The sequence below is a fragment of the Streptomyces sp. NPDC048254 genome (assembly GCF_043201895.1).
In the GTDB taxonomy this organism is placed as follows: domain Bacteria; phylum Actinomycetota; class Actinomycetes; order Streptomycetales; family Streptomycetaceae; genus Streptomyces.
In genome coordinates this window covers 181,445-205,070 of the sequence record NZ_JBICZJ010000011.1, presented here as the reverse complement: position 1 = coordinate 205,070, position 23,626 = coordinate 181,445, and the positions used below count along the sequence as shown (strand labels likewise).

Genomic DNA, 23,626 nt, shown 5'->3' with positions numbered 1-23,626 from the left:
ACCCGGGCAGCCATCGTCCTCAACAGATCTGGAATGATCGCCGTCGAGAAAACGTCACTGAGCTGACAGGGTCAGGCCCCTGGTGGTGACGTTCGGCAGTTGGTTCATCTCCGCGAAGGCGCGCTGGTCATGGGCCGGTACGACGATCAGGTCAGGGATGCGTTGCATGATGGAAACCATCCGGAGGATGTTCTGACGGTTTCCTTCTGCGTCGAAGTCTCCCAGGCGCCTGATGGGGAACGGACGCTCCACGCGGCGGGTGAGTCCCTCGCGTTGCCATACCAGATCCCCCACCAGGGCGTAGCGCACCTGCTTCGGGAGTGTCACGAAGACGATGACGCTGCCCGGCGTGTGCCCGGGGGCCGGGACGCAGACGATCGAGCCGTCACCGTACACGTCGTGGTGGCGGGGGAAGCCAAGGTAGGGCCCGCCCTCGAAGATTAACTCCCGCCAGTTGAACGGGATTTCCTGGAAGTATCCGCGGAAGTTGCCGAACATTTCCGGATTGTGGAATGCGGCTCGGTCACGACGGGAGACCAGGACCGGCAGGCCGGGGAAGTCGGGGATGCCGCTCATGTGGTCCCAGTGTGCGTGGGTCAGCAGGATCCCGGACAGCCGGTCGAAGTCGTACTCTGCTGCTTCCAGTTGGTCAGCGGCAGTCTTCCAGACCTCGTACTTGGTCATCTTCTGGAACAAGCGGGGCATCGTGGCGATCTGCTTCACGATGTCGCGTCCGAAACCGGAGTCGACCAGAAGATCGCCTTGCGGGTGCTTGATAAGTGCGGACCCGATGTAGAAGTCGCGCTTGTCGAAGATGGAGCCGCCGGCGTACGCGTACGCGGCCGTCCGGTGGTTCACGCCGGTCGGCACCGCAACAAGGTCCATCCCCTCGGGCGGGTCGGCCTTCGGGATCGGGATCGTCTCCGGCAGAGGCGAGGGCATGGGGAGTTGCTTCGTCATGGTCTCTTCTCCTTCGGGATGTTCCAACGCGCGCCCGAGCGCTGCACGGGATCGCTCAAGCGCCGCTGGGAGGGGTGATGAATTGGCCAAAGCCCACCGGCTATTGCTTCAGGCCGACCGCGTTCGAGGGCACGTCGAAGGCGGCAAGCGTCAGCGAGACGCCGGTGAACCAGCCCATCAACACGGTGACGTCGACGATGCCTTCCGCGCCGATCGTCTCTTCGGCCCGGCGGTAAAGGTTGCCGGGAACCACGCGTGGCTGCACCAGGGTTGACGCGAGCTCGTACACGATCTGCTGACGGGGGTCGTCGAACGACGTCGGAAGGCCGGCGATGAGGGCCTCGGCCTGTTGTGGATGCAGACCGCCAAGCCGCACGCCGATCTTCTCGTGCTCATAGACCGCGTAGGCGGCCCTCCAGTGGCCGGTGACGATGTTCGTGACGATCTCGATCTCGGACTTCGACAGTGACGAGTCTTCTTGGAAGTACGCTCCGGTCGGCACGATTGCCTTGGACAGCTTGGGGTTGGCCAGCCAGATCTTGTGCGGGCCCGGCACCAGGCCGCGCAGTTGCCGCGTGTACTCGTAGGCGCTGCGTGTTTCCGGCGGCATTTCCTCGACCGGGAGCTCCCGGTAGCGGCCGAATGTTCCGAAGTCTGCGGGGTCAGGGGTGCCATCGAACATGGGAATGCCCTTTCTCGCGGGCGTGTGGACAGGCTCGGTCTTCGCCACGCCGCCGACCTCTCAGACCGTGGTCTCGTCCTGCTTCCGGGCGCTCGCAGGGCCAGCGGGCACCTCCACGTCGTAGGCGTTGAGGAGGGCGCCGAGCGCCAGGTAGTGGATGGTCACGAACACGATCGCGTCGAAGGCCTGCTGGCCCATCTCCTCGATGACGGCGTCGTACAGCGGTCCCGGCACGGGGCCCGCTGCTGTCAGGGCGGTTGCGACGTCAGCCGCCAGGACCTCCTCCGCGGCCAGGTCGGACGGGCGGCCGCCCGCGCACAGCGTCGCTACCTGGTCCGGCCGCAGCCCGGCCCGCGACGCCAGACGGGCGTGCGCGTACATCTCGTAGGCGACGTTGAAGCGCGCCCCGATGGTCAGGATCACGACCTGCCGCGCGCGCTCGGACAGACCGGGAAGCCGTTGGGCAAGGTCGATGAAACGACTGAGCGGTTGCGCAAGCTCCGGGAAGTGGAGCATCACTCCCCACGGTCCGACGAAGGCGCCCTCGGCGTTGCGCACCTCGAAGCCCGCGTACTCCTCTCCCTCGACCATGGCGTCCATGGCGCGGTACACGGGTTCCTGCTCAGCGGTCAGGTCCGCCGGGCGAAGCATTGGCAGGCGCATGGGTCTCCTCCTCTTTCAGTGATACGGACAAGCCATAGAGGACGGACATCCGCTTCTTTTGAGCTGGACTCGTGACCGCCGGATGTCAACTGAAGAGGAAGGGAAGGCCCATGCCGCGGGTGAGCCAGCAGCACAAGGAAGATCAACGCGCCGGGATCCTTGCGGCTGCGCGCCCGTGCTTCGTCCGCAACGGCTTCCATCGCACATCCATGCTGGACGTGTTCGCCGAGGCCGGCAAATCAGCAGGCGCCGTCTGCCGGTACTTCCCCAGGAAGGAAGACCTGATCGTGGGCGTCGCCGCCCAGAACCTGGACGACATCACCGAGGTCCTGCGCACCGCGCTGAGCCCCCGCGACGGCCGGCGCGGCGTCGGTCAAGTCATGGCGGAACTTTTGGAGGCGGTGATCGAACGGCATCGCGACAAGCAGCTGGCCACCGTAGCACTGATCGTCTGGTCCGAGGCCATGCACAATCCGGCGCTGGCCGAACGCCTGGAAGCGGCCACGGTCGACATGAGTCAGACCATGGCCGCACTCGTCCGCGAGCACCAGCAAGCCCGGGACTGGACAGAGGCACCCGCGGACGCGCTCGCCAAGGTGATCCTCTCGATCCTGCCGGGATTCCTGCTCGACCTGGCCCTGCTCGGACCACACGGCGTAGCCGCGTTCCCTGATGCCGTCCGGACACTATGGCCGAGTCGAGTTCGTTCCTGACTTCGGCTGGTCAGAGTGACGGTGGATCGTCGGGCCAGGCCGGTGCCGGCTACGAGGCCGTTGAGAGTGCCGGCCCGCCACTGAAGGCGCTTTGAGTCGATTGAGGAAGTTTCATCGTGATTCGTGCAGGTCACCGGAGCTGGTGTGGTGAGTCGTCGGGGTGTTGGGGCAGCTCGTCACAGTGATCGTGGCGGGGAGATCGTCCGTCACCGTGCCACCTGGTGGTGCGTCAGTAACAGCAGGGCCCGTACCAGCGCGGTCGCGTGCCGCGGGTGCATGCGCACCTTGGTCAGGATCCGGAAGGTCTTCAGGCCTGCGGAACTCCCATCATCCCAGGTCAGCGGGCGCCTCTTCTCAGTCCCTTATCCACAGACCGACTATCGCGCGGTGGATCCGGGCTGAGTCGCACGCTCACAGTGGTGCCGACGCCGACTGCGGATTCCACCGAGACTTGCCCGTGATGCGCGTGGACGATCGCCTCGACGATGGCCAGTCCCAGGCCGGAACCGCCGTAGGAACGGCTACGGCTGGCCTCGGCGCGCCAGAAGCGTTCGAAGACGCGGGGCAGGTCTTGGGGAGCGATGCCCGGGCCGTCGTCGGCCACGTCGATCTGGACGCGTCGGGGGACCGTGGTGACGGTGACGCGCACAGCGGTCTGCACCGGGGTGTGTTGGACGGCGTTGCCGACCAGGTTGCGCAGTACCTGCTGGAGGCGGGCGGCGTCACCGGTTACCCGGGCGCGGCCGCCGACGGCGGTCAGCGTGATGGCGCGGTCGGGGTGGATGACGTGCGCGTCCTCCACCACGCTGGCGGCCAGCGCGGTCACGTCGAGCGGTGCTTGTTCGAGGGGCCGGCCGGCGTCGAGGCGGGCGAGCAGCGAGAGGTCCTCAACCAGCAGCCGCATGCGGCCGACCTCGTTCTCGATGTGGCCGAGCGCGGTCTCCAGGCGGGGGCCGGTGAGTCCGCCCTGGCGGTGCAGGTCGAGCCAGCCGGAGATGGTGGACAGCGGAGTGCGCAGTTCGTGTGAGGTGTCCGCTGCCAGGGAGCGGACGGCGGCCTCGGCGCGGGCCTGGGCGTCGAAGGCCCGGTTGACCGCTTCGGCCAGTTGGTCGGTCTCGCTGCGGTCGCCGCGGGTCGGAAGGCGCTCGGTCAGATGCCCTTCGGCGATGGCATCGGCGCTGTCGGCCATCGTGGCCAGCGGTCGCAGGCCGAGGCGCAGTACGAGGACGGCGAGGGCGAGCAGCAGGACCAGGGTGCCGGCGACGATGACCAGTTGGCGGGCGAGGAGGGTGTCGGTGGTGGCGTCGTCGACGGAGGTGTCGACGACCAGGATGACGGCAGTGGGCTGCACGGCGGGCTCGCCGGTGCGCACCAGGGTGATACCGGGGCTGGGGATGCGGATGGCGCGCTGAGGTCGTCGCCGTTCTTGGCGTTCTCGAAGCCGACGACGCGGCCTGCGGGCACCGTGGCGGTGGCGCGGACCAACGCCTCGGGAGCGAGGTCGGCCGCCCCGCTGGACACCAGGATCCGGTCGTGCGCGTCCACGGCGATGCTGCCGAGCGGCGGACCCAGCAGTGCAGAGAGCTGATCGCCGTCGGCGACCTGGGGGCCCATGGCGATGACGGCCCGCACCCGCGTGGCGCTGTCCTGCAGGGTGTGGACGTAGCGTTTGTGGAGATAGTCCCCCAGCAGCAGCGCGCCGGTCGCCGAGCTGGCCGTCAGCCCAGCCACGAGCAGGACCGCCAGTCCGGCCAGGATGCGCAGCCGGACGCCGGCCCGGGACGGGCGAAGGCGACCGTGCAGCCCCGCGAGGTTCATCGGACGGCCGGTTGCCGCAGGGAGTAGCCGACGCCGCGGACGGTGTGCAGCAACGGGGCGCGACCGTGGTCGATCTTGCGGCGGAGGTTGGAGACGAAGCGCTCGACGACCACTGAGTTGCCGCCGAAGTCGTACTGGAGGGGCCGGTGGCCCAGAGTTCCACGAACCTGCGCGCTGCCTCGGCCCAGGGGGCGTCGATCCCGTCGACGCCCCCCGGGCCGCGATCCCGTCGGACGTCGAGGGCGCGAGCACGTTGGTGGGCAGGCCCAGCCCGGGCAGCGTCTTGACCAGGTCGGCGTCCGTGCCCGAGTGCTTGGACGTGATCAAGTTCAAGCACGACATGATCGTCTACGGGGTGCACGAACTCCCCGTGACGTGGTGAACCCGGCAAGGATCGACGTGTTTCATCTTGATCACCTCTGCCCGGGCGTCCGCGAGTTGGGCGACGGCGTCCGCCGGGTGCAGGAGAAGACAGGACTCGCCCACTACGACGGGGGCGTCCTCCCCGGCGGCCTCGCCAACACGATCTTCCCCCTCGGCGGGGACGTCTACCTGGAGGTCGAGGCGGTGACGGCCCCCGCAGCCGAGCGGGATGCGGGGGCCGCCTGGTTCGACCGGGTCGTCGAGGACGGCGATCGGTGGATGTTCTGGAGCCTGCGCGCCGACACCCTTGAGGAACTGGCCGCGGTCGCGCAGCGGCTCGGCGGCGAGGTGATACGGGTGCCGGGCCGCATCCAGCCCGACGGCACCCGGCGCGTCATCACCACTTCACACCCATTCGGCGCAGACGCGGGCTGAGGCCTCTGCGCCTTGCGACACCCTCAGGTGCCCATGCGCGCACGACGCCTCGGCTGGGCTGCCGCCGTTGCCGGAGCGTGTCAGGCGCCGGAGGCACCGTGACCGACCATGGAAAGGGGGTCGACGACGGAGTCGAACGTCTTCTCGTCGACGTGACCGCTTGCCAGCGCGGCCTCCTTGAGCGTCTGGCCGTGGGCCAGCGCGTCTTCGGCGATGTGTGCCGCGTTCTGGTACCCGATGACGGGGCTGAGTGCCGTGACCAGCATCAGGCTCTGCTCCACGTACTGTCCGATCTTCTCCCGGTTGAGTTGCGTACCGCTGACGGAGTAGATGCGGAACTTCTCCATTCCGTCAGCGAGGATGCGCGTGGAGTGGAGGAAGTTGTTGATGAGCATCGGGCGCATGGCGTTCAGCTCGAAGTTGCCCTGGCTGCCGGCGAAGGCGACTGCCGCGTCGTTGCCGAGCACCTGAATGGCGATCATGACGATGGCTTCGCACTGGGTCGGATTGACCTTGCCGGGCATGATCGAGGAACCGGGTTCGTTCTGCGGTAGCTCCAGTTCTGCGAAGCCGGTACGCGGGCCGGAGGCCAGCCACCGCATGTCGTTGGCGATCTTCATCAGGGCGACGGCAAGCCCGCGCAGTGCGCCGTGCGCCCGCACCATCGGGTCCAGGGACCCCTGGGCCATGAACTTGTTCTCGGCCGTGACGAAGGCCTTGCCGGTCAGCTCGGCGATCTTGCCGGCGACGTCGCGGCTGAAGCCTTCGGGTGCGTTCAGCCCCGTGCCGACGGCGGTGCCTCCCAGCGCGAGTTCGAGCAGGCCGGCGCGGCTGTGCTCGATCTCCTCGATGCAGGCGCGCAGTTGCGCCGCGTAGCCGGACCACTCCTGCCCGACGGTGAGCGGTACGGCGTCCTCAAGGTGCGTGCGGCCGATCTTGACGACCTTGGCCCATTCCGTGGCTTTCGCCTCGATGGACGCGGCGAGCTGCCGGGCCTGCGGCAGCAGGTGCTCGTCGATCTCCTGGACGGAGGCGACGTGCATCGCGGTCGGGAAGCTGTCGTTGCTGGACTGCCCCATGTTGACGTCGTCGTTCGGGGCGACCGGCTCCTGGGTTCCGAGCGTGCCGCCGAGCAGCTGTGAAGCGCGGTTGGAGATGACCTCGTTGACGTTCATGTTGCTCTGGGTGCCCGAGCCCGTCTGCCAGACGTAGAGCGGAAAGTGGTCGTCGAGCTTGCCCGCGACGGCCTCCTCCGCCGCCCGTACGATGGCCTGCTCCTTCCAGTTGGGCAGCCGTCCGGCGGCAGCGTTGACGAGTGCTGCCGCCTTCTTCACGTAGCCGTAGGCGTGGTAGACCTCCTTCGGCATCCGGTCGCCGCCGATGGAGAAGTGGAGCAGCGAGCGCTGCGTCTGTGCTCCCCAGTACCGGTCCGCCGGCACGTCGACCGTGCCCATGCTGTCGAATTCCTGCCGGCTGCCGCCGGCCTGGATCCCGATCGGCAGGTCCTTCATCTCCGGGGTCGACTGGTTGTCGCTCATTGCCCGTCCTCCAGGTCGTCCGGGCGATAGACCGGGTCCCACATGGCGTCCTGGACCGCCTGAATGAGGTTGTCGTGGGACTTTGTCGCGACCCCGTCCGCTGCCGCGGCTTTGGCGACGGCGACCGCGACCGTCGCGGACGACGCCCTCAGGTTCGCAACCGGCGGCAGCAGCGGTGCTCCGGGCGCCGACACATCGACCTGGCCTGCCACTGCCTCGGCGGCGGCGAGCAGCATGTTGTCCGTGACGCGGCTGGCTCCCGACACGATCGTGCCGAGACCGAGGCCCGGGTAGAGGAGGGCGTTGTTCGCCTGCCCGATCTCGTAGGAGACCCCGTTGTACTGCACCGGCTCGACCGGTATGCCGACCGCCATCAGCACCCTGCCCTCGGTCCAGGGCACCGCGTCCGACGGCATGACCTCGATGCGACTCGTCGGATTCGACAAGGGCAGCAGGATCGGGCGCTCGACACCCTCCGCCAGCGCCCTCACGACATCCTCGGTGAACGCGCCGTGTGCCGTGGAGGTGCCGATGAGGATGGTGGGCTTGACGTGTCGGATCGTGGTGAGAAGATCGATCTCACCGTCGCCCCACTCCCCGACCTCGGACTTCGACCGCGCGTAGACCTGCTGGTAGTCGGGGAGGTCCGGCATGTCATCGGTCACCAGGCCGTGGATGTCGATCAGCCAGATGTTCTTCTTCGCCTCGTCAGGGGGCGCACCGTCCCTGAGCATCGCCGCGTGGATCTGGTCGGCCATGCCGGTGCCGGCGGTGCCCGCCCCGAAGACGACGAGCCGCTGCTCGGGCCACCGTCCCCCGGTGACTTTCAGGGCCGAGAACGCCGAAGCCATGACGATCGCGCCAGTACCCTGCATGTCGTCGTTGAAGATCCGGTACTTGTCGGCGTTCTCCACCAGGATCCGCCGGGCGTTCGACGGCCCGAAGTCCTCGAAATGCAGCAACGCGTTCGGGAACAGCTCGGACGCGGTCTGCAGGTACCGGGCGATGAAGTCGTCGTAGCGCCGGCCGCTCACGCGCGCGTGCCGGTTGCCCAGATAGGACGGATTGTTGAGCAGCTGCTCGTTGTCCGTCCCCACGTCGAGGTTCACGGCGATGACGCGGTCGGGGTCGATGCCCGCGGCGGCCGTGTAGACGGCGAGTTTCCCGATGGAGATGTCGGTCCCGTTGACGCCCCAGTCTCCGATGCCCAGGATCTCCTGGGCATCGGAGACGACGATCAGATCGACGTCGTCCGCGCCGAGGCCCAGCGATTGGAACGAGGGCTTTACGTCGTCCGGACGATCGATCGACAGGTACACCGCGCGCGAGTCGCGGTAGTCGACCGACCACTTCTCGATCGCCTCGCCGACCGTGGGGTCGTAGACGACCGGGAGCAGCTCCTCGAGGTGGTCGGCGAGCAGCTTGAAGTACAGCACCTCGTTCCGGTCGTGGACCTCGTTGAGGTAGATGTATTCGTGCAGGCTGGAAGGCTGCTGCAGCAGCTGTGCGTAGGCCCGGCGGGCCTGTTCGTCGAGGGTCTCGACCGCTGCCGGCAGCCGCCCCGTGATCCCCAGCCTCGCCCGCTCCTCCAGCGTGTACGCGGTACCGCGGTTGCGATACCGATCCTGCAGCACGGTCGGCTTGACACGCATTTCGGTGTACCTCCAGCTGTTACGGGTGCTGCGCGCTCATGAGCGAGCGTGGCTTCACACGACGGGAACCGTCCCGGGCCCCGGTCGGCTCCCCCGAGCGCTTGCTTTGCGTCCACGGCCTGCCCGTGCCACTCCCCTCAGCCCCCTCAGACGGTCACAGGAGTCTCGGGCTTCATCTCGTAGGAGTGCTGGACAGCCGGATGCCGGGTCCCCAGGCCGTCCGTGACCTTGCGCTCCCATGGAACCGCCTGGAGCTGCTTGGTCTCCTCAAGCATCGATTCGGGCTCCAGGTCGCGGAAGCTGTCGACCTCCCCAGCGGCAACGGCCGTCAGCGTGGCAAACACCGCTTCGGGGTCGAACTGCGGGCGGGGGAAGGCGAGCTTGGAGTAGTCGAAGAGCCGCTGCGAGGCATCGTCCTCCCAGCTCTGCCAGGTCTGGAACACGCGGTCGTTGAAGCCGGTCAGGAAGGGCCCCGGGTTGACCGTGGCGACTTCAACGTTGTGCTCCTGCGACTCGTAGGCCATGGTCTCGGCGATGGCCTCGATCGCGTGCTTCGAGGCGGAGTAGATGGCGGTGAAGGGATTGACGTTCAGGCCCTCCCGCGAAGACACCCGAACAACGCGGCCGGCCCCGCGCTTGATCATCTGCTTGGCGATTCCCTGGGTGAGGACCAGCGGACCCGTGACGTTGACCTCGAACTGATGCCGGATGTTCTCCTCGGGAATGTCAACCGTGGAGCCGCCCTCACCGACACCGGCATTGTTCACCAGGATCTCCACACCCCAGTCGAGGGCCTTGCGGCGGTCTCCGTCGTTCGTGACGTCGAGCTTCACGACCTGAAGCTGGACTCCGCGCTCCGCCGCCTGCCACTTCAGCGTCCGCACCTGGGCGTAGATCTCCACCCCGGCGATCACGTCGAAGCCCTTCTCGGCGAGGCGCATGGCGGCCTCGAACCCGAATCCGGTGCCTGCTCCCGTAATGAGGACCTTCTTCGAGTCCTTCAATGCTGCATTCGCCATGTGGAGTCGTTCCCTTCACGTCCTCGTTACTCCACGGCGCTGCAGGGACCGGCGCGCTGCAGGAAACACCCAACGGCACGCGCCTCGCGATGGCTTGGAGCAAAAGGAGTGAGGCTGGATGAGGTGGCCATGGTGGAGCCTCGAAGCCGCATGTCACACGCAGCGCCACCCGGATCTTCAGATCGGGCCCCGACGGTCCCCAGGTCGTACTTAATACCCAGTCTGGGCCCGCGTGCGGCTCCCGGCAACTCAGCCCGCTCGATCTGGCCCGCATTGGATTCAGGTGCCAACGGTTCGGCATCTCAGGGCTGTTGGCCTCAAGGGCTTACCTGGAGTTCGCGTTCCATCGCGGTCAGTGGAAGAGCTCAGGGTTCTCCGCCGCCGACGAGGTCACCGACGTAGGGCGCGCCTCGCTCCGGGCAAGCCGTCCGAGACGTTTGCGCCCAGCACGGTGAACGCGGTGGCACCGAGCCTGCTGCCCTGCCGGGAGGCTGTTCAGGTATGTCGAGTCCTGGGGTATGCCGCGCAGCGTGTGGGGTGGGGCGATGACCTGGTAGCCGTCCTGCTGAAGGCGCTGCACCGCTGGGCTTCCGCGGCGACACCTGCGCCCTCCCCGGGCAGGTCCGTCGTCAGGCTTCTCGGTAGCCTCCGTAGCCTCATGAGCTACCTGCGGCGGGCTTGTTCGGTGTCCGGCGCAGCCTCTGTCGGGGCATCCACGGCGTCACCTTCGTTGCGAATCGCACGGCATGTCCAACTGAACCGCCCGACGGCAACGTCCCCCATGCCCAGGTCCCCGGAAACCAGCTGCGCCTTCAGGCGACGCGACCGACAACTCGGTGCAGGCGACATCACCTCGGTCGGTTACAACGGTGTCAGCACAGGCGGCGGCATCTCGATCCCCGACCAGGTTGCCATCGCCGGCTTCGACGACATCGCCGAGGGCGGCTACAGCCTGCCCTCCCTGACGACCATCGCCCCGGACAAGGCGGCGATCGCCGAAACCGCCGTGAACCTGGCCGACCGCAGGGTGGACCCGATCCGGGGCGGACGCGGTGCGAAGAACCCCGAGCCGCAGGACGTGCGTGCCCCGTTCACGTTGAAGGTGCGCGAGAGCACGGCCGGCCTCGTGCGGCGACGTACTCAGTAGATACGCTCGCGTGAGCATGACGAGCATGGGTGAAAGTGCGGTAGAGCCGAACGAAGTCGTCGTCCCTGAGATGCACGACGGCCGGGTCGTCCTGGTCCGGCTCCCGCTCCCGCTCCAGCCATGTCGCCATCTCGGCCAGGTCCGGATTGCGCAGCCGGACGGTGAGGGTGGCCGGGCGCTCGATATGTGCGGTCGGCATCGCGCCGGGCGCGCACAGGGCCTCCCCCCGCCTACTGACTGACGTGGTCAAGGCGGAGATCGAACCAGAGAGGTGTCCGACCCGGTTGCGGCGGCCAGGGCAGATCGAGTGCGCTGGCATGTGGGAGACGGTCGCGGCGATCTACCGTGTGCTCACGGGGCTGGTCCTGCCGGAGCAGGCTCCTTCTCGTGGGCGGCGGAGAGCCTGGATGTCCTGCCGACCTACGAGAACGGGCAGCAGCAGATCCTGGAGGTTGACGAGAAGCAGCACTTCACCGCGGCCCGCGCTCTGACGCTGGAGTGCTACCCGGCAGGCGTGAAGCTCGGCTTCGACGCTTCTCGATGGTTGGCCCGCTCGCAGGCTTTGACCGGGCGTGAACCCGGCGGCGGCTTCGGCAAGCCGAAGCCGCCGTTGTTCCCTGGCGAGGGCGGGCGCCATCGGCAACGCGCCTTCAGGGACGCGCCGACGGATCTGCTGCCGCCCGTGCATGACTGGCTTCCGGCCCTCCGGATCAGCGATACGGAGGTCACCGCCATCACCGCCGCACCGGATCCGGTCTCGTCGCTCAGGGCACCTGCTTTGTCCCTCCCTCGTAGCGTGGAGTCCGTGATTGCAGGGGAAGTTGGGGTTCATGGGGTCCAAGCCACGGACGTACCCGCCTGAGTTTCGTGAGGGTGCTGTACGCATCGTGATCGAGACGGGCAGGCCGATCCCGGAGGTCGCCGAGGAGCTCGGCGTGCATTCCGGTACGTTGCACAGCTGGGTGTCGCGGTGGCGGCGCAACGGGTCGGCGTCGTCCGACCGGCCGACCGAGCCCGCGCCGCCGGGTGGCCGGATGCGCGAGGCCGAGCGCGCCGAGCCGGAGCGGCTGCGGCGGGAGATGTCGGAGAAGGACAAGCGGATACGCGAGCTGGAGATCGACCTGTTCTCGCGCCGGCTGCCCGGTTGCGCGAGGGGCACACGCCATGACGCCGAACTGGTCGTGGCGTCCTTGAACATGGCCGCGGCCACCCGCGGGGGTGACGTGAAGGGCGTGATCTTCCACAGCGACCGCGGCAGCGAATACGGCTCCCGGCGCTTTCGCCGGGCCTGTCGCCGCTTGGGCGGGACCCAGTCCATGGGCCGCGTCGGTTCGTGTTTCGACAACGCCCTCAGCGAGGCCCCTCAAGGTCATCCGGTCGTCGCCGTTCAGGGCACGTGCGGGCCGGAGACGTAGCTACCGTTCTTGTTGTACGGCCAGGCATTGGCGATGCATCCGTGCAGACCCTTGATCTGCTGCATCATGACGGGGGCCAGTTGTCCGGGACCCGCGCAGGTCATGTGTGTGAGGCCCAGGGCGTGTCCCATCTCGTGGTTGATGACCAGCGCACGGTACTCATGTATTGGTCCGTCGAACGTGGGCGAGCCCTTGATCCAGCGCTTGAGGTTCACCACCACACCGCCGGGAATCTCGCAGTTGTACTCGCCGTGGGTGCTCTGGTGGATCCCCGCCCAGCACAGTGCGTCGGCCGTCCCGGGTGTCGCGATCTTTATCATGAGGTCGTACGGCTCCCCCGCACCCACCGACCGGAACGAGTTGTTCCCGCTGTGAGTCCAGCCCCGGGGGGCGGCGAGTATGCCGGCGATCTCCTCGGCTGCCTGATCCGGCGAAATGTCGAGCCCGCTCTCGACCTGCACCGCGTAGCGGATCAGATGCGCACCACGACCGACCTTCGACCCACCGGCACGCGCGGTGATGAACGTGCCGCTGCCCGTCGGGGGGACGTCGATCTCGGTCGGGGTAGGGGTGGGTGTAGGAGTGGACCTGGGCGAGTGGGTGACGTGCGCCACGCTCGACGGGGGCGCCTTACTGCTCGATGCATCGCTTCGCCCGCCGTTCAGGAAGAACGTCACGGAGCCGAGCAGGCCGATGGCCGCCAGCGCCGTGATCAGAAAACGCACGCCGAGATGGCGCGGACCGCTCCGGCGATGGGAGGACTGGTGGGGCCCACCGCGCCGGGGCTCTCTCAGCCGACGACTGCGATGGGAGGCCGAGCCATCGGTGGGCGATGCGGATTCCCGCTCTCGTGCCGAATACATGGCAGCCCAGACTGGCCATTTCAGATGATCATCCTGGGTTCGAATGGCCACGGAAGGGTAACGGCCGACTCCTCTTATGACCGTTCTGCCACAAGCCCGAAGAGGAGCTCTGTCCAGAGCTGCCACCGAACGCGGTCCACCTACACTGTCGAGGTGTCACGAGTCCTTATTGTCGAAGACGACCCGGATGTGCGTAACGCCGTCGAATTGGCGCTGCGGCATCAGGGCCACAACGTCAAGGCTGCCGGGACGGGCGAAGAGGGTCTGGAACAGCTCCACTCCTTCCGTCCGGACGTGGTGGTGCTCGACCTCATGCTGCCCGGCATGTCCGGCCTCGACGTCTGCCGCCGGATCAGGGACCGCGACCAGGTGCCGATCATCATGGTGACCGCCAAGGGCGACGACATCGACGTGGTCGTAGGGCTGGAGGCCGGCGCGGACGACTACGTGGTCAAGCCCGTGCAGGCCCGGGTGCTCGACGCGCGAATACGGGCCGTACTGCGCAGGCAGGCCCCGTCGTTCGCCGACGGCGTCCGACCCAGGGCGGAGTCGCACGGCAAACTGGTCATCGACCGGGCCGGGCTCGTGGTGACACACCACGGCTCATCTGTCGCGCTCGCTCCCTCAGAGCTTCGACTGCTGCTGACCCTGTCGGCCTCGCCCGGCCGGACGTTCAGCCGCCAGCAACTGCTGGAAGCGGTCTGGGAGCACAGCTACCACGGCGACATACGACTCGTGGACGCCTGTGTGAAGCGACTCCGCAACAAGCTCGGTGAGCTGAGCGGGGATGCCCAGTACATCCAGACCGTACGTGGCTTCGGCTACCGGTTCGTCTCCCCGTGAACGGCAGGAAAGCCGCAGGGGCGCGCAAGGCCGAAGGCAGGCGCCCGACCGTACGCGAGCACGAGCCCGTCACCGTCGAGCGGGGCGCCAGGACTGTGCGGTTCTTCCAGGCGCTCCTGGCGCACATCCCGCTTCCGCTGCGCGGACTGCGCACACGGCTGGTGGCGGCCTTTGTCCTGGTGGCCGTCGTCAGCGCCCTGAGCACCGGGGCCCTCGCCTTCCGGGAGGCGCGCACGGGGGTGCTCCAGCAGAGCCAGGACTCGGTGATCCAGCAGTTCCGGAAGAGTGTCGACCGCGTGTCCCCGTACACATCCGCGACACCGAACCAAGGCGAACTACAGGCGGCGGTGAACCAGGTGCTCTACGACAACCCGTCGCAGGGCTGGCGGGTGATGGCCACCTACGGCAGCCTCCGCGCCTGGGCGCCGAGTGCCGATTTCGAAGAGCTGAGCCCGGAACTACGACAGGCCGTGGCCACCACAAGCGCCACGGTGTTCCAGCGGGTCAACGTCGACGGGCGCCCCTGGCTGGTCGTCGGTACGCCGGTCACCTACAACGACAGCGAAGGAAAAAAGTCCAGGCTGTCGGGTATTGCGATGTACCTGATCGTGTCGCAGGGCACCGAAGAGGGCTACGTCAAGGCGATGGTCAGCGGCATCGAGCGCGCCACTGCGGTGGCGCTGGCCCTCGCCGTCGTCCTGGCGCTACTGGCCGCGAGCGGTGTGCTCCGCCCCGTACGGGCGCTGCGCCGGGCGACGCGCCGGATGACCGAGGGGCATCTCGACGTCCGCCTGGCCGTCAACGGTTCCGACGAGCTGGCGGAACTCTCGCAGTCCTTCAACGACACGGCCGCCGCGCTTGAGCGATCGGTCGCGGAGCTCCGCCGCATGGAGGCCCGGGCGCGCCGCTTCGCCGCGGACGTCTCCCACGAACTGCGGACGCCACTCACAGCGATGGCAGCACTCACCGACGTGCTGGACGAGAACGCGCTGCATCACGACCAGGAGACCCGCGACGCGCTGCGGCTCATCAGCGAGGGAACGCTGCGGCTGAGCGGGCTGGTGGAAGACCTGATGGAGATCTCCCGCTTCGACGCGGGCGCGATCAAACTCAACCTGGACGAGGTCGACTTGGCCGAGTCCGTACGGCGCACCCTCGCCTCCCGTGGTTGGCAGGACCAGGTGGAAACCCACCTGCCCGTACCCGGCGTGCTCAGGACGCGCGTGGATCCGCGCCGCCTCGATGTCGTCATGGCCAATCTGGTCGGCAACGCGTTGCGGCACGGGGCCCCGCCGGTGCGGCTGACCATGAGCGTGCGCAAGGAGCGAGCGGACGTGGCGTGGGCCGTCATCGAGGTGACCGACAGCGGACCCGGGATCGCCGAGGAGGCATTGCCGTACATCTTCGAGCGCTTCTACAAGGCCGGTACCTCGCGGGCCAGGAGCGAGAGCAGCGGGCTCGGCCTGGCCATCACGGCGGAGAACGTGTACCTGCACGGCGGACGCATCAGCGCGGCGAACCTGCCCTGGGGCGGGGCAGCGTTCACCGTCGAACTCCCCCTGCACCGCGAGTCCTCGGCCCCTGACCACACCGCCTTCGCAGGTGCCCGGTGAGGCGCTCTCGCGTGCCGGTGCTGCTGACCGGTCTCGCGGCCGGGCTCGCGCTGGCGGGATGTGGAGTCCCTCCGTCCGGCGTCATCCAGGCCGGCCCGGCGGCGAGCGGGATCTTCTCCCCCGGCGCGAAGCCCACGACACGCACCGTCATCGCTCTCTACTTCATCCACGACGGTGATCTGAAGCCCTATCCGCGCAAGATCGACAACCCCGCGGACTTCCCATCCGTCCTGGACATGCTGTTCGACGGGCCGGACGAGCAGGAGTCCCGATCGGCCGCCACGAAGCTGCCCCGCCTGCCGGGCGCGCCCGACGTAGCGATCGACGGCGAGAACATCCTCAGCGTCCGGCTCCCCAAAGACGCAGGCCACCCAGGGCATCTGGCCCTGATGCAGCTGACGTGCACCGTGGCCGGGGTTGCCAGGCCATTGATCGCAAAGCCCTCGGGCGGCCCGGGCGGCGGCGCCTCCGTGGCCCCTCCCGATACCAGGCACGACTCCCTCGCCCGCACGGAAGTCAAGGTGAGCGGGGACGGTTGGGCGACCGCACTGTCCGGGAACTCGTGCCCCGACCTGCTCCCGTCGTAGCGGGAGCCGGGACCGGTACGCGGCGTAGGACCCGAACGGCCGGCGCTCAGGCGGTCTCATGGCAGAACCTCTGTTGCGGGCGGGCACCCGCGTCCACCGGCAGAGCCCACCCCCTGACCCGGGCCGCGTCCACCGACGCCAGTACCCCCCTGGCCGGTGAGGCGAGAGCCGCCGTGACAAGCGAGGACGGACGGCCGGGACTCGGCCGGGACCCTGCTCCCGACAGCGGCCGGTGTCGTCCCTGATGCCTCCCCCGGCGGACGAAGCGCAGGAGGAGGCAGAGCCAGCCACGTGGTCGCCCTGGCCGACGGGCCATCGGTTCGCCGAACGCACCCGCGCCGAACACGCCACCATCCACGCGCTTCTGGGTGCCGGGCACAGCAAGCGGTCCGTCGCCCGACAACTCGGCATGACCCTCAACACCGTCCTGCGCTTCTCCCGCGCCACCACCCCGGAGGAGTTGTTCACCGGCCAGTGGCAAAGCCGTCCGACCAAGCTCGACGGCTACAGGCCCTACCTCGACCAGCGCCGACAGGAAGGCTGTACCAACGCCTGGAAACTATGGGAGGAGATCAAGGAACAGGGCTACCCGCGCGGCTACGGCAACGTCCGCAACTACATCAGCAGTACTCTTCGCGGCATGCCTGGGCCGGTCGGGTCCCGGCCGCCGTCGGCCAGAGCCGTCACGCGCTGGATCCTCACCCACCCCGCCGATGCCCTGAACGAGAACGACCGACTTCACCTGAAGGCCGTCCTGGTCAACCGTCCTGAACTGGGAGTACTCGCCAAGCACGTGCGCGCCTTCGCCCGCATGGTCACCCAGTTGCAAGGCGACCGGCTACCCGAATGGATCGCGGCGGCCACCGCAGCCACCGAACTGCCTGGCCTCGCGCTTTCATGAGGTGGGCTGTCCGACTGGTGATCACGAAAGCAGAAAGTGCCTCTGACCAGCGAGAATGAGGATTGCTGAGGTCCTTGTTCCCGCCACCGCCGGAGGCACTTTCCAGGTGAAGAAGCGTATCGGGTCCTACCCGCATGTCCGCGTCGAGGCCCCCGCTGCTCGCCTCGACCCTGGACCGCCTGGACGACCTCGGGCCGTTCACAGACCCAGACCCGGCGGATCGCGGAAGATATCAGCCAGGGAATCCTTCTGAGCGCGAGCTGTATTGGAGCATGTCGCTGGAGGAAAACCAGAACGTTGATTCAGGCTGTCCGAGGCCGAGTCATCCGCCACGTTCGCCAGAAATTTCCGGTTGACGTCAATCAGGTGATCGAGTGCTTCCCTGGCGGCGGCCAGGCTGTCAATCGTGGATGAAAGGCGGGTCCGCTCCTCGTCCATTGCCGTCAAGGCTTGCCGAGCTCTGTCGATGTTGGGCTGCGTCATACAGGGGGCCAACTGGGCGATGGTTCTGCTGGACATTCCGGCGGCCAGGAATACCTGAATCAGAGCCACCCGCTGGACGTGCTCGCCGTCGTAGCACCGCTGGCCGCTGGGGGACCTTGTGCTGACCAGCAAACCCTGCTGCTCGTAGTAGCGCAGCGATCGACGGCTTGCTCCTGTCCGGGCGGACAGTTCACCGATCCGCATCTCAACCCCTCGTGTGCATTGGGTCACAGTAACTTGCCCTTGACATCGATGTGAGCGTTTAGGTTAACCCCCATGACTTGCGACCCGCTACCGGGGTATCAGGTCGGTCGCCTGCCTCTCGCGTTCGCGAGAGCACGAAAGGGAGAAGTCCATGATCAAGTTCGCTTTCATGATCAACCGTATCGATGGAATGACCTTCGAGGAATTCGTTGAGCATCACCGAGACCGCCACGCCCCGTTGTTTACCTCCATTCCGGAAGCGCGGCAGTACGTGAGGAGGTACGCCATCTCTCACCCGATACCCGCTGAAGGGTACCCCGGTCCGGCCTACGACGGCCTCACTGAAATCTGGTTTGAAAACTGGGCTGATCACGACGCCTTCTTCGCGTCTAAGAATTACAAGGATTTGGTGAACCCGGACGAGAGTAAGTTCATCGATATGAATTCAGTGGCAGTAATGGTCACTGAAGAAAGGGTTGTGATCTAGCCCTTTGGGCTGCCCGCTCCGTGCCGCGGGCGATGCGGCGGGCCATCATTGTGATGGTGGCTCAGGTTCGCCGATCGTTCCCGCCCTGGCCGTAGCCCATGTGGCGTGGTTGGCCCTCTCTGCATACCTGAGGCTGTGAAAGCATAGTTACGGCAGCGCGGGGACAGGTCTCTCCAGCGATCACAGAGCGTCGCAACTCCGTGATCGCCAAGACCTGTGCCTGCTTCGCAGCCGGGGTGCCGCCACCAGCCCTGTCTGCGCGCCCTCTTACCCGCGAGGGCGGGCGGCGCCGAGGACGAGGGCCGGCACTTGCGGGGCGAGCCCCAGGCCGTGTGCAGGGCGCGTGCCTGCGGTCAACGACGTCGTCCTGGTCCTCATCGTCAGAGCATCCGCCTCCGGGGACACCCTGGGCGCGGGCGTGATCACCGAAGCCACCAGAGCCGGAAATCTGCTGGGCTCCGTCGGCTACCGCGAACTGCTTGAGTGGGCCAGAGGGCTGGGCGCGGTGCGTCAGGCGGGGGCGTCGTTGCACTCCGAACTCGCCGCTCTCGAGTACGCGGCGCAAGGACGCGGTGACGACATGAGCGCTACGGCCGATGCATAGCACACGGCATGGAGCACGAGCCACGGCGTGGAGGTCTACACGCTCGCCGACCGGCTGGGCCACTCCGGCCCGGCCTTCACCCTGCGTAGATACGTGCATCGCGTGCCGAACACCGGCACCAAGCTGCGCGCCGCCTTGCGCAGCATCTACCAGCACACGGCCTGACCCGATGTGCAACGCCTGTGCAAGACGATCTTGACGACGGGACGAAAGCGCAGGCCAGAAGACTGGACGTGCATTACTTCGACGTGTGACAGAGGCCGATTCCGGCCCTCGACGCCCCCGTTCCTGGTTTCTCAGGGCGGGGGCTTCGTCGTATCGTGCGGCTGTACTCATGTTCGAGACGGGGGAACCATGATGTCCCAACAGGGTGACGAGGAGCAGGAGTTCGACCTGCGCTGGGCCGACCGGGCGGAGCACAAGGAGCCGTCGGCGCGGGCCCGGATGCTGGCCGCGCGCTGGAAGGAGAACCCACCGGACCCGGTGCCGTTCCGGGCCGACCCGGGGCCGGCGGAGCCACGCCGGTCGTCGTGGGTGTCCACGGTCCTGGTACTGGGGTGTGTGGCGGCGGTGATCATCCTGCTGGGGTACCTACAGACCCGGTCGCCGTACTGACCCGGCCGCCGCCGTGACGGCACCGCACGTTCACAGCGACCTTTTGCCGCTACTAGGCACGTTCGGGGCCTCCTCATTGCCCCCGGCAGGTGCACACTGGACAGCGGGACGAGTGCCTGACTGCGGGGTGATGGCAGATGCAGAGCCGCTTCCGGAGCGACCGGCGACTGACCGTGCGTATGACGGTCACGCTGTTCCTGCTCGGGTTGTTGTACGTCGGCTTCGTTGCCGCGTTGATCGTGTTGCTGAAGTCGTGGCTGCTGGTCGTCGTACTGGTGGGCGCGATGTTCGTGGCACAGTTCTGGTTCTCCGACCGGATCGCGATGTTCGCCATGCGCGGGCGGGTCGTGGAGCGGGAGGAGTATCCCGAGTTGCACGCGGTGGTGGACCGGCTGTGTGCCATCGCCGACATGCCGAAACCCGTGGTCGCCGTGTCCGCGATGGACATGCCGAACGCGTTCGCCACCGGGCGGAACCCCGATCACGCCGTGGTCTGTGTGACCACGGGCCTGCTGCGGCGGCTGGAGCCCGCCGAGCTGGAGGGGGTGCTCGCGCACGAGCTGTCGCACGTGGCGCACAAGGACGTCGCCGTGATCACGATCGCGTCGTTCCTGGGTGTGATCGCGGGGCTGATCGTGCGGTTCGCCTTCTACTCGCAGATCTTCGGTGGAGGCAGGCGGGACCAGAACACGGCCGCCGTCTTCGCCATCGTGATCGGGGTCTCCGCGGCCGTGTACGCGCTCAGCTTCCTGCTGATCAGGGCGCTGAGCCGGTATCGGGAGCTGGCCGCCGACCGGGCGGCCGCCCAGCTCACCGGGCGGCCCTCCGCGCTGGCGTCGGCGCTCACCAAGGTCTCCGGTGACATCGCCCGGATCCCGACCAAGGACCTGCGGACCGCCCAGGCCTTCAACGCGTTCTACTTCACCCCGGCGACCGGCAAGGAGCCCGGCATCGAGCGCTTCTTCTCCACCCACCCGACCCTGGAGGCACGGCTGGAGCAGCTGGGGCGGATCTCGGCGGAGCTGGGCGAGGCGGCGAAGCCCGGGAAGGCCGGGTGAGCATGGGGTTCCTGGACATCCTGCTCGGCCGCACCAAGCCCGTCGCTCCCGACCTCGACCAGCTGTTCGCGCTGCCGTCGGCGGCGGTGACCCTGGAGGCGGCGGCCGGGTTCCGGCCGACCGGCCTGGGCGCGGTGTGCTTCGCCACCGTGGAGGGCGCGGCCTTCGAGCAGACCCACCGCGAGGTGCAGGCGCTGCTCGACGCGGACACCGACCGGGGCGACTCCCCGGTCGAGCTGCACCAGGACGACTACGGCTACTCCTGGCTGGTCTCGCGGCGCACCCCCGACCAGCTTCCGCAGCTGGTCAACGACCTGCACGCGGTGAACAGTTCGATGGAGGTCAACGGCTTCGGCCCGCAACTGCTCTGTTCCCTGGCCTCCTTCGAGGACGAGCGCGGGCGCAGACTCGCGCTCGTCTATCTCTACAAGCGGGCGACGTTCTACCCCTTCGCGCCGCTGCCCGGGTCCGGCGAACGGCGGGACAGCGCACTGGAGTTGCAGGTGAAGGCGACCCTCGCGAACGACCTGCGGATCGAGCAGGACCTCAGCCGCTGGTTCCCGGTATGGGGCGCCCCCGGCCTCTGACCGGCCGGGGACACCCGCCTACGGGCCCTTACTGACCCTTGTTCCGCTCCTGACGCCGGAACTCCAGGGGGCGCTCGCGCCGGTAGCGGCGCTCCCACTTGGCCTGGCGGTCACGGCGGTCGCGGTACGTCTTGTAGTCGTTCGGTGTGCCCCCGCCCCCGCCGGACGAACCGCCCGACGAGGATGCCGACGACGAGCCGCGCCCGTAGTGGACGTACAGGAAGAGCAGGGCGACGGCGGCGAGCCACCAGTTGTGGTTTCCGAATCCGAGGATGACCAGGACGACAGTTCCGGATAGGACGATGGTGCCCATGACGGGCCTCCGTGGCGTGAGCGTGTGTGAGCGGTCGACGGACCCGACGGCACGCGGGGGACGGGCGGCCGTCCGTCGGTGCGTAGCAGAGTAGCCCCGAGTCCCCAGGGCGCGGTCGGCCCTTCGGAAAGCGGTGGTGGACGGCTCCGGAACGCGTCTCCAGCGTAGGGATCCGGTCACTCGGCGTGCATCCCGTTTTCGGGGAGCGCCCGTATGAGGGGGCAGGTCGGCTTTCAGACCCCCGGTGCCGCCGTCAGGACGCCCGCCGTGACGGCCGCGTCGAGGACGGCGTGGTCGGTGGTGTCTGGTCGGCGTAGGCAGGCGAGGGCGAAGTCGGTGAGCGCGTGGCCGAAGGTGTCGGTGCCGCCCAGGCAGGCGGCGACGGCGATGCGGTCGCCGGAGCGGACGTGGGCGCGTGCCAGGGTCCTGTCGCACCGGGCGGCGTAGCCCCGCAGACCCTTCGGGTCCATGGCGGCGATCGCTGCGGAGCCCTTCATGCCCCGCAGCCGGCGCCGGCAGAAGGCACGGAACTGCGGGCCGCGTCGACGAAGCGGCAGCGGCCGAGGAGGAGCCGGCGCTCCTCGGTGAGGACGGGTGACCGGGGGCGGGAGCCCCGGTGACGAAGGCGCCGGGAGCCGCGTCGGACACACGGCACCCGGCGCCACCGGCTCACCGCGAGTAGCGCATCAGTGCGCGCACCATGTGGCACGTGGTGTCCGACGGCGGATGGACGCCGATGCTCTCCGCCGTGCTCCGGATCGTCTCGTCGCGCGCCTGGTTGGGCAGGTAGACGCCGGAGTCGAGCAGGGCGATGGCGAGGCGCATGGCCTTGAGGCGGCGGTTGTGCGTGACGTACCACTCGCGTGGGCGCCCGGCCGGCAGCGGGCGTTTCTCCGCCGGCGCGTAGGGCGAGTCGAGCAGGACGGCACGCTTCGCGGTGGACTGGGTCGGCAAGGGCTTCGGCTTCAGTGCGGCAGCCGGCACAGGCATCCTCCTGTCGCGGTCAGAGGGCCTCCGGACACCCCGGCGACTCTCTCGAACACTGCTTCCAGTGTACTGGCCGCCACTGACAATCGGGGACTCCGAACGATCCGTCAAAACAGCAGGTGACGAAGGGAATCGCGGTTCCGTTTCGGCGGTTTCTGATGGTGCGTATGAGGCCGCAGATATTCGAACAAGGCTGGCCGCCGACCTCTCACGCGTGGCCGGATCCGAGCACGCTGACGCCGCGCAGGACGACATCCCCACGGGGACGGTCGCCCGACCCGGTGGGAGTCGCGGCGATGGCGTCGACGACCCGCCGGCCGGCCGCGTCGAGGACGTCGCCGAAGATGGTGTGCTTGCCGTTCAGCCAGGTGGTGGATGCCACGGTGACGAAGAACTGCGAGCCGTTGGTGTTCGGGCCGGCGTTGGCCATCGCCAGCCGGTACGGCCGGTCGAACTTCAGGTCGGGGTGGAACTCGTCCCGGAACTGGTAGCCGGGGCCGCCCGTTCCGGTTCCCAGCGGGTCGCCGCCCTGGATCATGAACCCTTCGATCACCCGGTGGAAGACGGTGTCGTCGTAGAGCCTGGCGCGGGTTCTGCGACCGCTGAGCGGGTCGGTCCACTCCCGCTTCCCCTCGGCGAGTTCGACGAAGTTCCGTACGGTGTCGGGCGCGTGGTCCGGCAGGAGCCGCAGCGCGATGTCCCCGGCGCTGGTGTGCAGGACGGCGTGGAGTTCGCCGTCGGGGACGCGGTGACGGGCCGGCACGCCGGCGGGCGCCCGGTTGACCGCCACCGCCGCCCGGACGGGTTCGGCGGCGGCCGCCCCAGCAGCCCGGTTGCGCGGCACCGCCGCCTGCACGGGCTCCGCGGCGGCCGCCCCAGCAGCAGGGCTGAGCGGCACCGCCGTCCCACCAGCCGCCGCGCCCTCCCAACCAGCCGCCGCACCCAGTCCACCGGCACCCGCCGCGCCCACTCCACCGGTGCCCGCCGCGCCCACTCCACCGGTGCCCGCCATGTCCGCCCTACCGGTGCCCGCCATGTCCGCCCTACCGGTGCCCGCCGTGTCCGCCCCGCTTTCG

Annotated in this window: 28 protein-coding genes and 1 pseudogene; 15 read left to right on the top strand and 14 right to left on the bottom strand. The window is 68.2% G+C overall.

Annotation, left to right across the window (positions count from 1 at the left end):
* Window positions 1–54: 54 nt before the first annotated feature.
* The 3 genes from ACGFZQ_RS29790 to ACGFZQ_RS29780 all read right to left on the bottom strand — a co-directional run bounded on the left by ACGFZQ_RS29790 (window position 55) and on the right by ACGFZQ_RS29780 (window position 2,305).
* Window positions 55–960, bottom strand: coding sequence for an MBL fold metallo-hydrolase (locus ACGFZQ_RS29790; protein WP_393842944.1), 906 nt, complete (start codon window positions 958–960; stop codon window positions 55–57).
* A 100-nt stretch (window positions 961–1,060) separates the two neighbouring features.
* A complete protein-coding gene (locus ACGFZQ_RS29785; protein WP_393842943.1) occupies window positions 1,061–1,690 on the bottom strand; it encodes a carboxymuconolactone decarboxylase family protein in 630 nt (209 codons plus the stop codon).
* 12 nt (window positions 1,691–1,702) lie between these two features.
* On the bottom strand, window positions 1,703–2,305 hold the full coding sequence (locus ACGFZQ_RS29780) for a carboxymuconolactone decarboxylase family protein (RefSeq protein WP_393842942.1): 603 nt from the start codon (window positions 2,303–2,305) through the stop codon (window positions 1,703–1,705).
* A 110-nt stretch (window positions 2,306–2,415) separates the two neighbouring features.
* Between ACGFZQ_RS29780 and ACGFZQ_RS29775 the strand changes: the two genes are divergently transcribed.
* The gene (locus tag ACGFZQ_RS29775) at window positions 2,416–3,018 is read left to right on the top strand and encodes a TetR/AcrR family transcriptional regulator (protein WP_393842941.1); all 603 of its coding nucleotides are present in this window, start codon (window positions 2,416–2,418) and stop codon (window positions 3,016–3,018) included.
* A gap of 337 nt (window positions 3,019–3,355) precedes the next feature.
* Here the strand turns inward: ACGFZQ_RS29775 and ACGFZQ_RS29770 are convergent, their stop codons facing one another.
* Together ACGFZQ_RS29770 and ACGFZQ_RS29765 are read right to left on the bottom strand one after the other, a co-directional pair.
* The gene (locus ACGFZQ_RS29770; protein WP_393842940.1) at window positions 3,356–4,390 is read right to left on the bottom strand and encodes a sensor histidine kinase; all 1,035 of its coding nucleotides are present in this window, start codon (window positions 4,388–4,390) and stop codon (window positions 3,356–3,358) included.
* A 442-nt stretch (window positions 4,391–4,832) separates the two neighbouring features.
* Window positions 4,833–4,991 carry a winged helix-turn-helix domain-containing protein gene (locus ACGFZQ_RS29765; RefSeq protein ID WP_393843038.1) on the bottom strand — a complete coding sequence of 53 codons (159 nt, stop codon included), beginning with the start codon at window positions 4,989–4,991 and terminating at the stop codon, window positions 4,833–4,835.
* 244 nt (window positions 4,992–5,235) lie between these two features.
* On the opposite strand from ACGFZQ_RS29765, the gene ACGFZQ_RS29760 reads away from it, so the two are divergent.
* Window positions 5,236–5,634, top strand: a complete 399-nt coding sequence (locus ACGFZQ_RS29760) for a VOC family protein (RefSeq protein WP_393842939.1) — start codon at window positions 5,236–5,238, stop codon at window positions 5,632–5,634.
* Between the two features lie 80 nt (window positions 5,635–5,714).
* On the opposite strand, the gene fumC is transcribed toward ACGFZQ_RS29760, so the two are convergent.
* From fumC to ACGFZQ_RS29745, 3 genes are all read right to left on the bottom strand, one after another.
* Window positions 5,715–7,172 carry a class II fumarate hydratase gene (gene fumC, locus ACGFZQ_RS29755; RefSeq protein WP_393842938.1) on the bottom strand — a complete coding sequence of 486 codons (1,458 nt, stop codon included), beginning with the start codon at window positions 7,170–7,172 and terminating at the stop codon, window positions 5,715–5,717.
* Window positions 7,169–8,824, bottom strand: a complete 1,656-nt coding sequence (locus ACGFZQ_RS29750) for an NAD-dependent malic enzyme (protein WP_393842937.1) — start codon at window positions 8,822–8,824, stop codon at window positions 7,169–7,171. Before ACGFZQ_RS29750 ends, fumC begins: the two co-directional genes overlap by 4 nt.
* A gap of 146 nt (window positions 8,825–8,970) precedes the next feature.
* Window positions 8,971–9,843 (bottom strand): SDR family oxidoreductase, encoded by an 873-nt coding sequence (locus tag ACGFZQ_RS29745; protein ID WP_393842936.1) that lies wholly within the window; start codon window positions 9,841–9,843, stop codon window positions 8,971–8,973.
* A gap of 658 nt (window positions 9,844–10,501) precedes the next feature.
* Between ACGFZQ_RS29745 and ACGFZQ_RS29740 the strand changes: the two genes are divergently transcribed.
* From ACGFZQ_RS29740 to ACGFZQ_RS29730, 3 genes are all read left to right on the top strand, one after another.
* Entirely contained in the window at window positions 10,502–10,990 is a 489-nt protein-coding gene (locus ACGFZQ_RS29740; protein ID WP_393842935.1) for a substrate-binding domain-containing protein, read from the top strand.
* Window positions 10,991–11,261: 271 nt separating this feature from the next.
* Window positions 11,262–11,852 carry a hypothetical protein gene (locus ACGFZQ_RS29735; RefSeq protein ID WP_393842934.1) on the top strand — a complete coding sequence of 197 codons (591 nt, stop codon included), beginning with the start codon at window positions 11,262–11,264 and terminating at the stop codon, window positions 11,850–11,852.
* Window positions 11,853–11,877: 25 nt separating this feature from the next.
* Window positions 11,878–12,405, top strand: coding sequence for a DDE-type integrase/transposase/recombinase (locus ACGFZQ_RS29730; RefSeq protein WP_393842933.1), 528 nt, complete (start codon window positions 11,878–11,880; stop codon window positions 12,403–12,405).
* Here the strand turns inward: ACGFZQ_RS29730 and ACGFZQ_RS29725 are convergent.
* Window positions 12,378–13,319, bottom strand: a complete 942-nt coding sequence (locus tag ACGFZQ_RS29725; protein ID WP_393842932.1) for a DUF3152 domain-containing protein — start codon at window positions 13,317–13,319, stop codon at window positions 12,378–12,380. The genes ACGFZQ_RS29730 and ACGFZQ_RS29725 overlap by 28 nt on opposite strands.
* 102 nt (window positions 13,320–13,421) lie before the next feature.
* Between ACGFZQ_RS29725 and ACGFZQ_RS29720 the strand changes: the two genes are divergently transcribed.
* The 4 genes from ACGFZQ_RS29720 (at window position 13,422) to ACGFZQ_RS29705 (ending at window position 17,212) form a co-directional block, all read left to right on the top strand.
* On the top strand, window positions 13,422–14,111 hold the full coding sequence (locus tag ACGFZQ_RS29720; RefSeq protein ID WP_393842931.1) for a response regulator transcription factor: 690 nt from the start codon (window positions 13,422–13,424) through the stop codon (window positions 14,109–14,111).
* Window positions 14,108–15,724 (top strand): sensor histidine kinase, encoded by a 1,617-nt coding sequence (locus ACGFZQ_RS29715; protein WP_393842930.1) that lies wholly within the window; start codon window positions 14,108–14,110, stop codon window positions 15,722–15,724. Before ACGFZQ_RS29720 ends, ACGFZQ_RS29715 begins: the two co-directional genes overlap by 4 nt.
* Window positions 15,721–16,311, top strand: a complete 591-nt coding sequence (locus ACGFZQ_RS29710) for a hypothetical protein (RefSeq protein WP_393842929.1) — start codon at window positions 15,721–15,723, stop codon at window positions 16,309–16,311. The genes ACGFZQ_RS29715 and ACGFZQ_RS29710 overlap by 4 nt, the downstream gene beginning before the upstream one ends.
* 409 nt (window positions 16,312–16,720) lie before the next feature.
* The gene (locus ACGFZQ_RS29705) at window positions 16,721–17,212 is read left to right on the top strand and encodes a hypothetical protein (RefSeq protein WP_393842928.1); all 492 of its coding nucleotides are present in this window, start codon (window positions 16,721–16,723) and stop codon (window positions 17,210–17,212) included.
* 321 nt (window positions 17,213–17,533) lie between these two features.
* On the opposite strand, the pseudogene ACGFZQ_RS29700 reads toward ACGFZQ_RS29705, so the two are convergent.
* Window positions 17,534–17,899, bottom strand: a pseudogene (locus ACGFZQ_RS29700) (MerR family transcriptional regulator); the annotation flags it as partial.
* Between the two features lie 151 nt (window positions 17,900–18,050).
* Between ACGFZQ_RS29700 and ACGFZQ_RS29695 the strand changes: the two are divergent.
* From ACGFZQ_RS29695 to ACGFZQ_RS29670, 6 genes are all read left to right on the top strand, one after another.
* Window positions 18,051–18,386 (top strand): EthD domain-containing protein, encoded by a 336-nt coding sequence (locus tag ACGFZQ_RS29695; protein WP_393842927.1) that lies wholly within the window; start codon window positions 18,051–18,053, stop codon window positions 18,384–18,386.
* Between the two features lie 343 nt (window positions 18,387–18,729).
* Window positions 18,730–18,990: a hypothetical protein gene (locus ACGFZQ_RS29690; RefSeq protein WP_393842926.1), complete on the top strand. Its 261-nt coding sequence runs from the start codon at window positions 18,730–18,732 to the stop codon at window positions 18,988–18,990.
* 27 nt (window positions 18,991–19,017) lie between these two features.
* Window positions 19,018–19,155, top strand: a complete 138-nt coding sequence (locus ACGFZQ_RS29685) for a hypothetical protein (RefSeq protein WP_393842925.1) — start codon at window positions 19,018–19,020, stop codon at window positions 19,153–19,155.
* Window positions 19,156–19,347: 192 nt separating this feature from the next.
* Window positions 19,348–19,605, top strand: a complete 258-nt coding sequence (locus ACGFZQ_RS29680; RefSeq protein ID WP_393843037.1) for a hypothetical protein — start codon at window positions 19,348–19,350, stop codon at window positions 19,603–19,605.
* A gap of 137 nt (window positions 19,606–19,742) precedes the next feature.
* Complete coding sequence (gene htpX / locus ACGFZQ_RS29675; RefSeq protein ID WP_393842924.1) at window positions 19,743–20,663, top strand: zinc metalloprotease HtpX; 921 nt, start codon at window positions 19,743–19,745, stop codon at window positions 20,661–20,663.
* A gap of 2 nt (window positions 20,664–20,665) precedes the next feature.
* Window positions 20,666–21,250 (top strand): hypothetical protein, encoded by a 585-nt coding sequence (locus ACGFZQ_RS29670; RefSeq protein WP_393843036.1) that lies wholly within the window; start codon window positions 20,666–20,668, stop codon window positions 21,248–21,250.
* Between the two features lie 28 nt (window positions 21,251–21,278).
* Here ACGFZQ_RS29670 and ACGFZQ_RS29665 read toward each other — a convergent pair whose 3' ends face one another.
* The 4 genes from ACGFZQ_RS29665 to ACGFZQ_RS29650 all read right to left on the bottom strand — a co-directional run bounded on the left by ACGFZQ_RS29665 (window position 21,279) and on the right by ACGFZQ_RS29650 (window position 23,313).
* Window positions 21,279–21,563: a hypothetical protein gene (locus ACGFZQ_RS29665; RefSeq protein WP_393842923.1), complete on the bottom strand. Its 285-nt coding sequence runs from the start codon at window positions 21,561–21,563 to the stop codon at window positions 21,279–21,281.
* 233 nt (window positions 21,564–21,796) lie between these two features.
* On the bottom strand, window positions 21,797–22,213 hold the full coding sequence (locus tag ACGFZQ_RS29660) for a DUF2252 family protein (RefSeq protein ID WP_393842922.1): 417 nt from the start codon (window positions 22,211–22,213) through the stop codon (window positions 21,797–21,799).
* Between the two features lie 19 nt (window positions 22,214–22,232).
* Complete coding sequence (locus tag ACGFZQ_RS29655) at window positions 22,233–22,547, bottom strand: hypothetical protein (RefSeq protein ID WP_393842921.1); 315 nt, start codon at window positions 22,545–22,547, stop codon at window positions 22,233–22,235.
* Window positions 22,548–22,758: 211 nt separating this feature from the next.
* A complete protein-coding gene (locus ACGFZQ_RS29650; protein ID WP_393843035.1) occupies window positions 22,759–23,313 on the bottom strand; it encodes a peptidylprolyl isomerase in 555 nt (184 codons plus the stop codon).
* Window positions 23,314–23,626 lie beyond the last annotated feature (313 nt).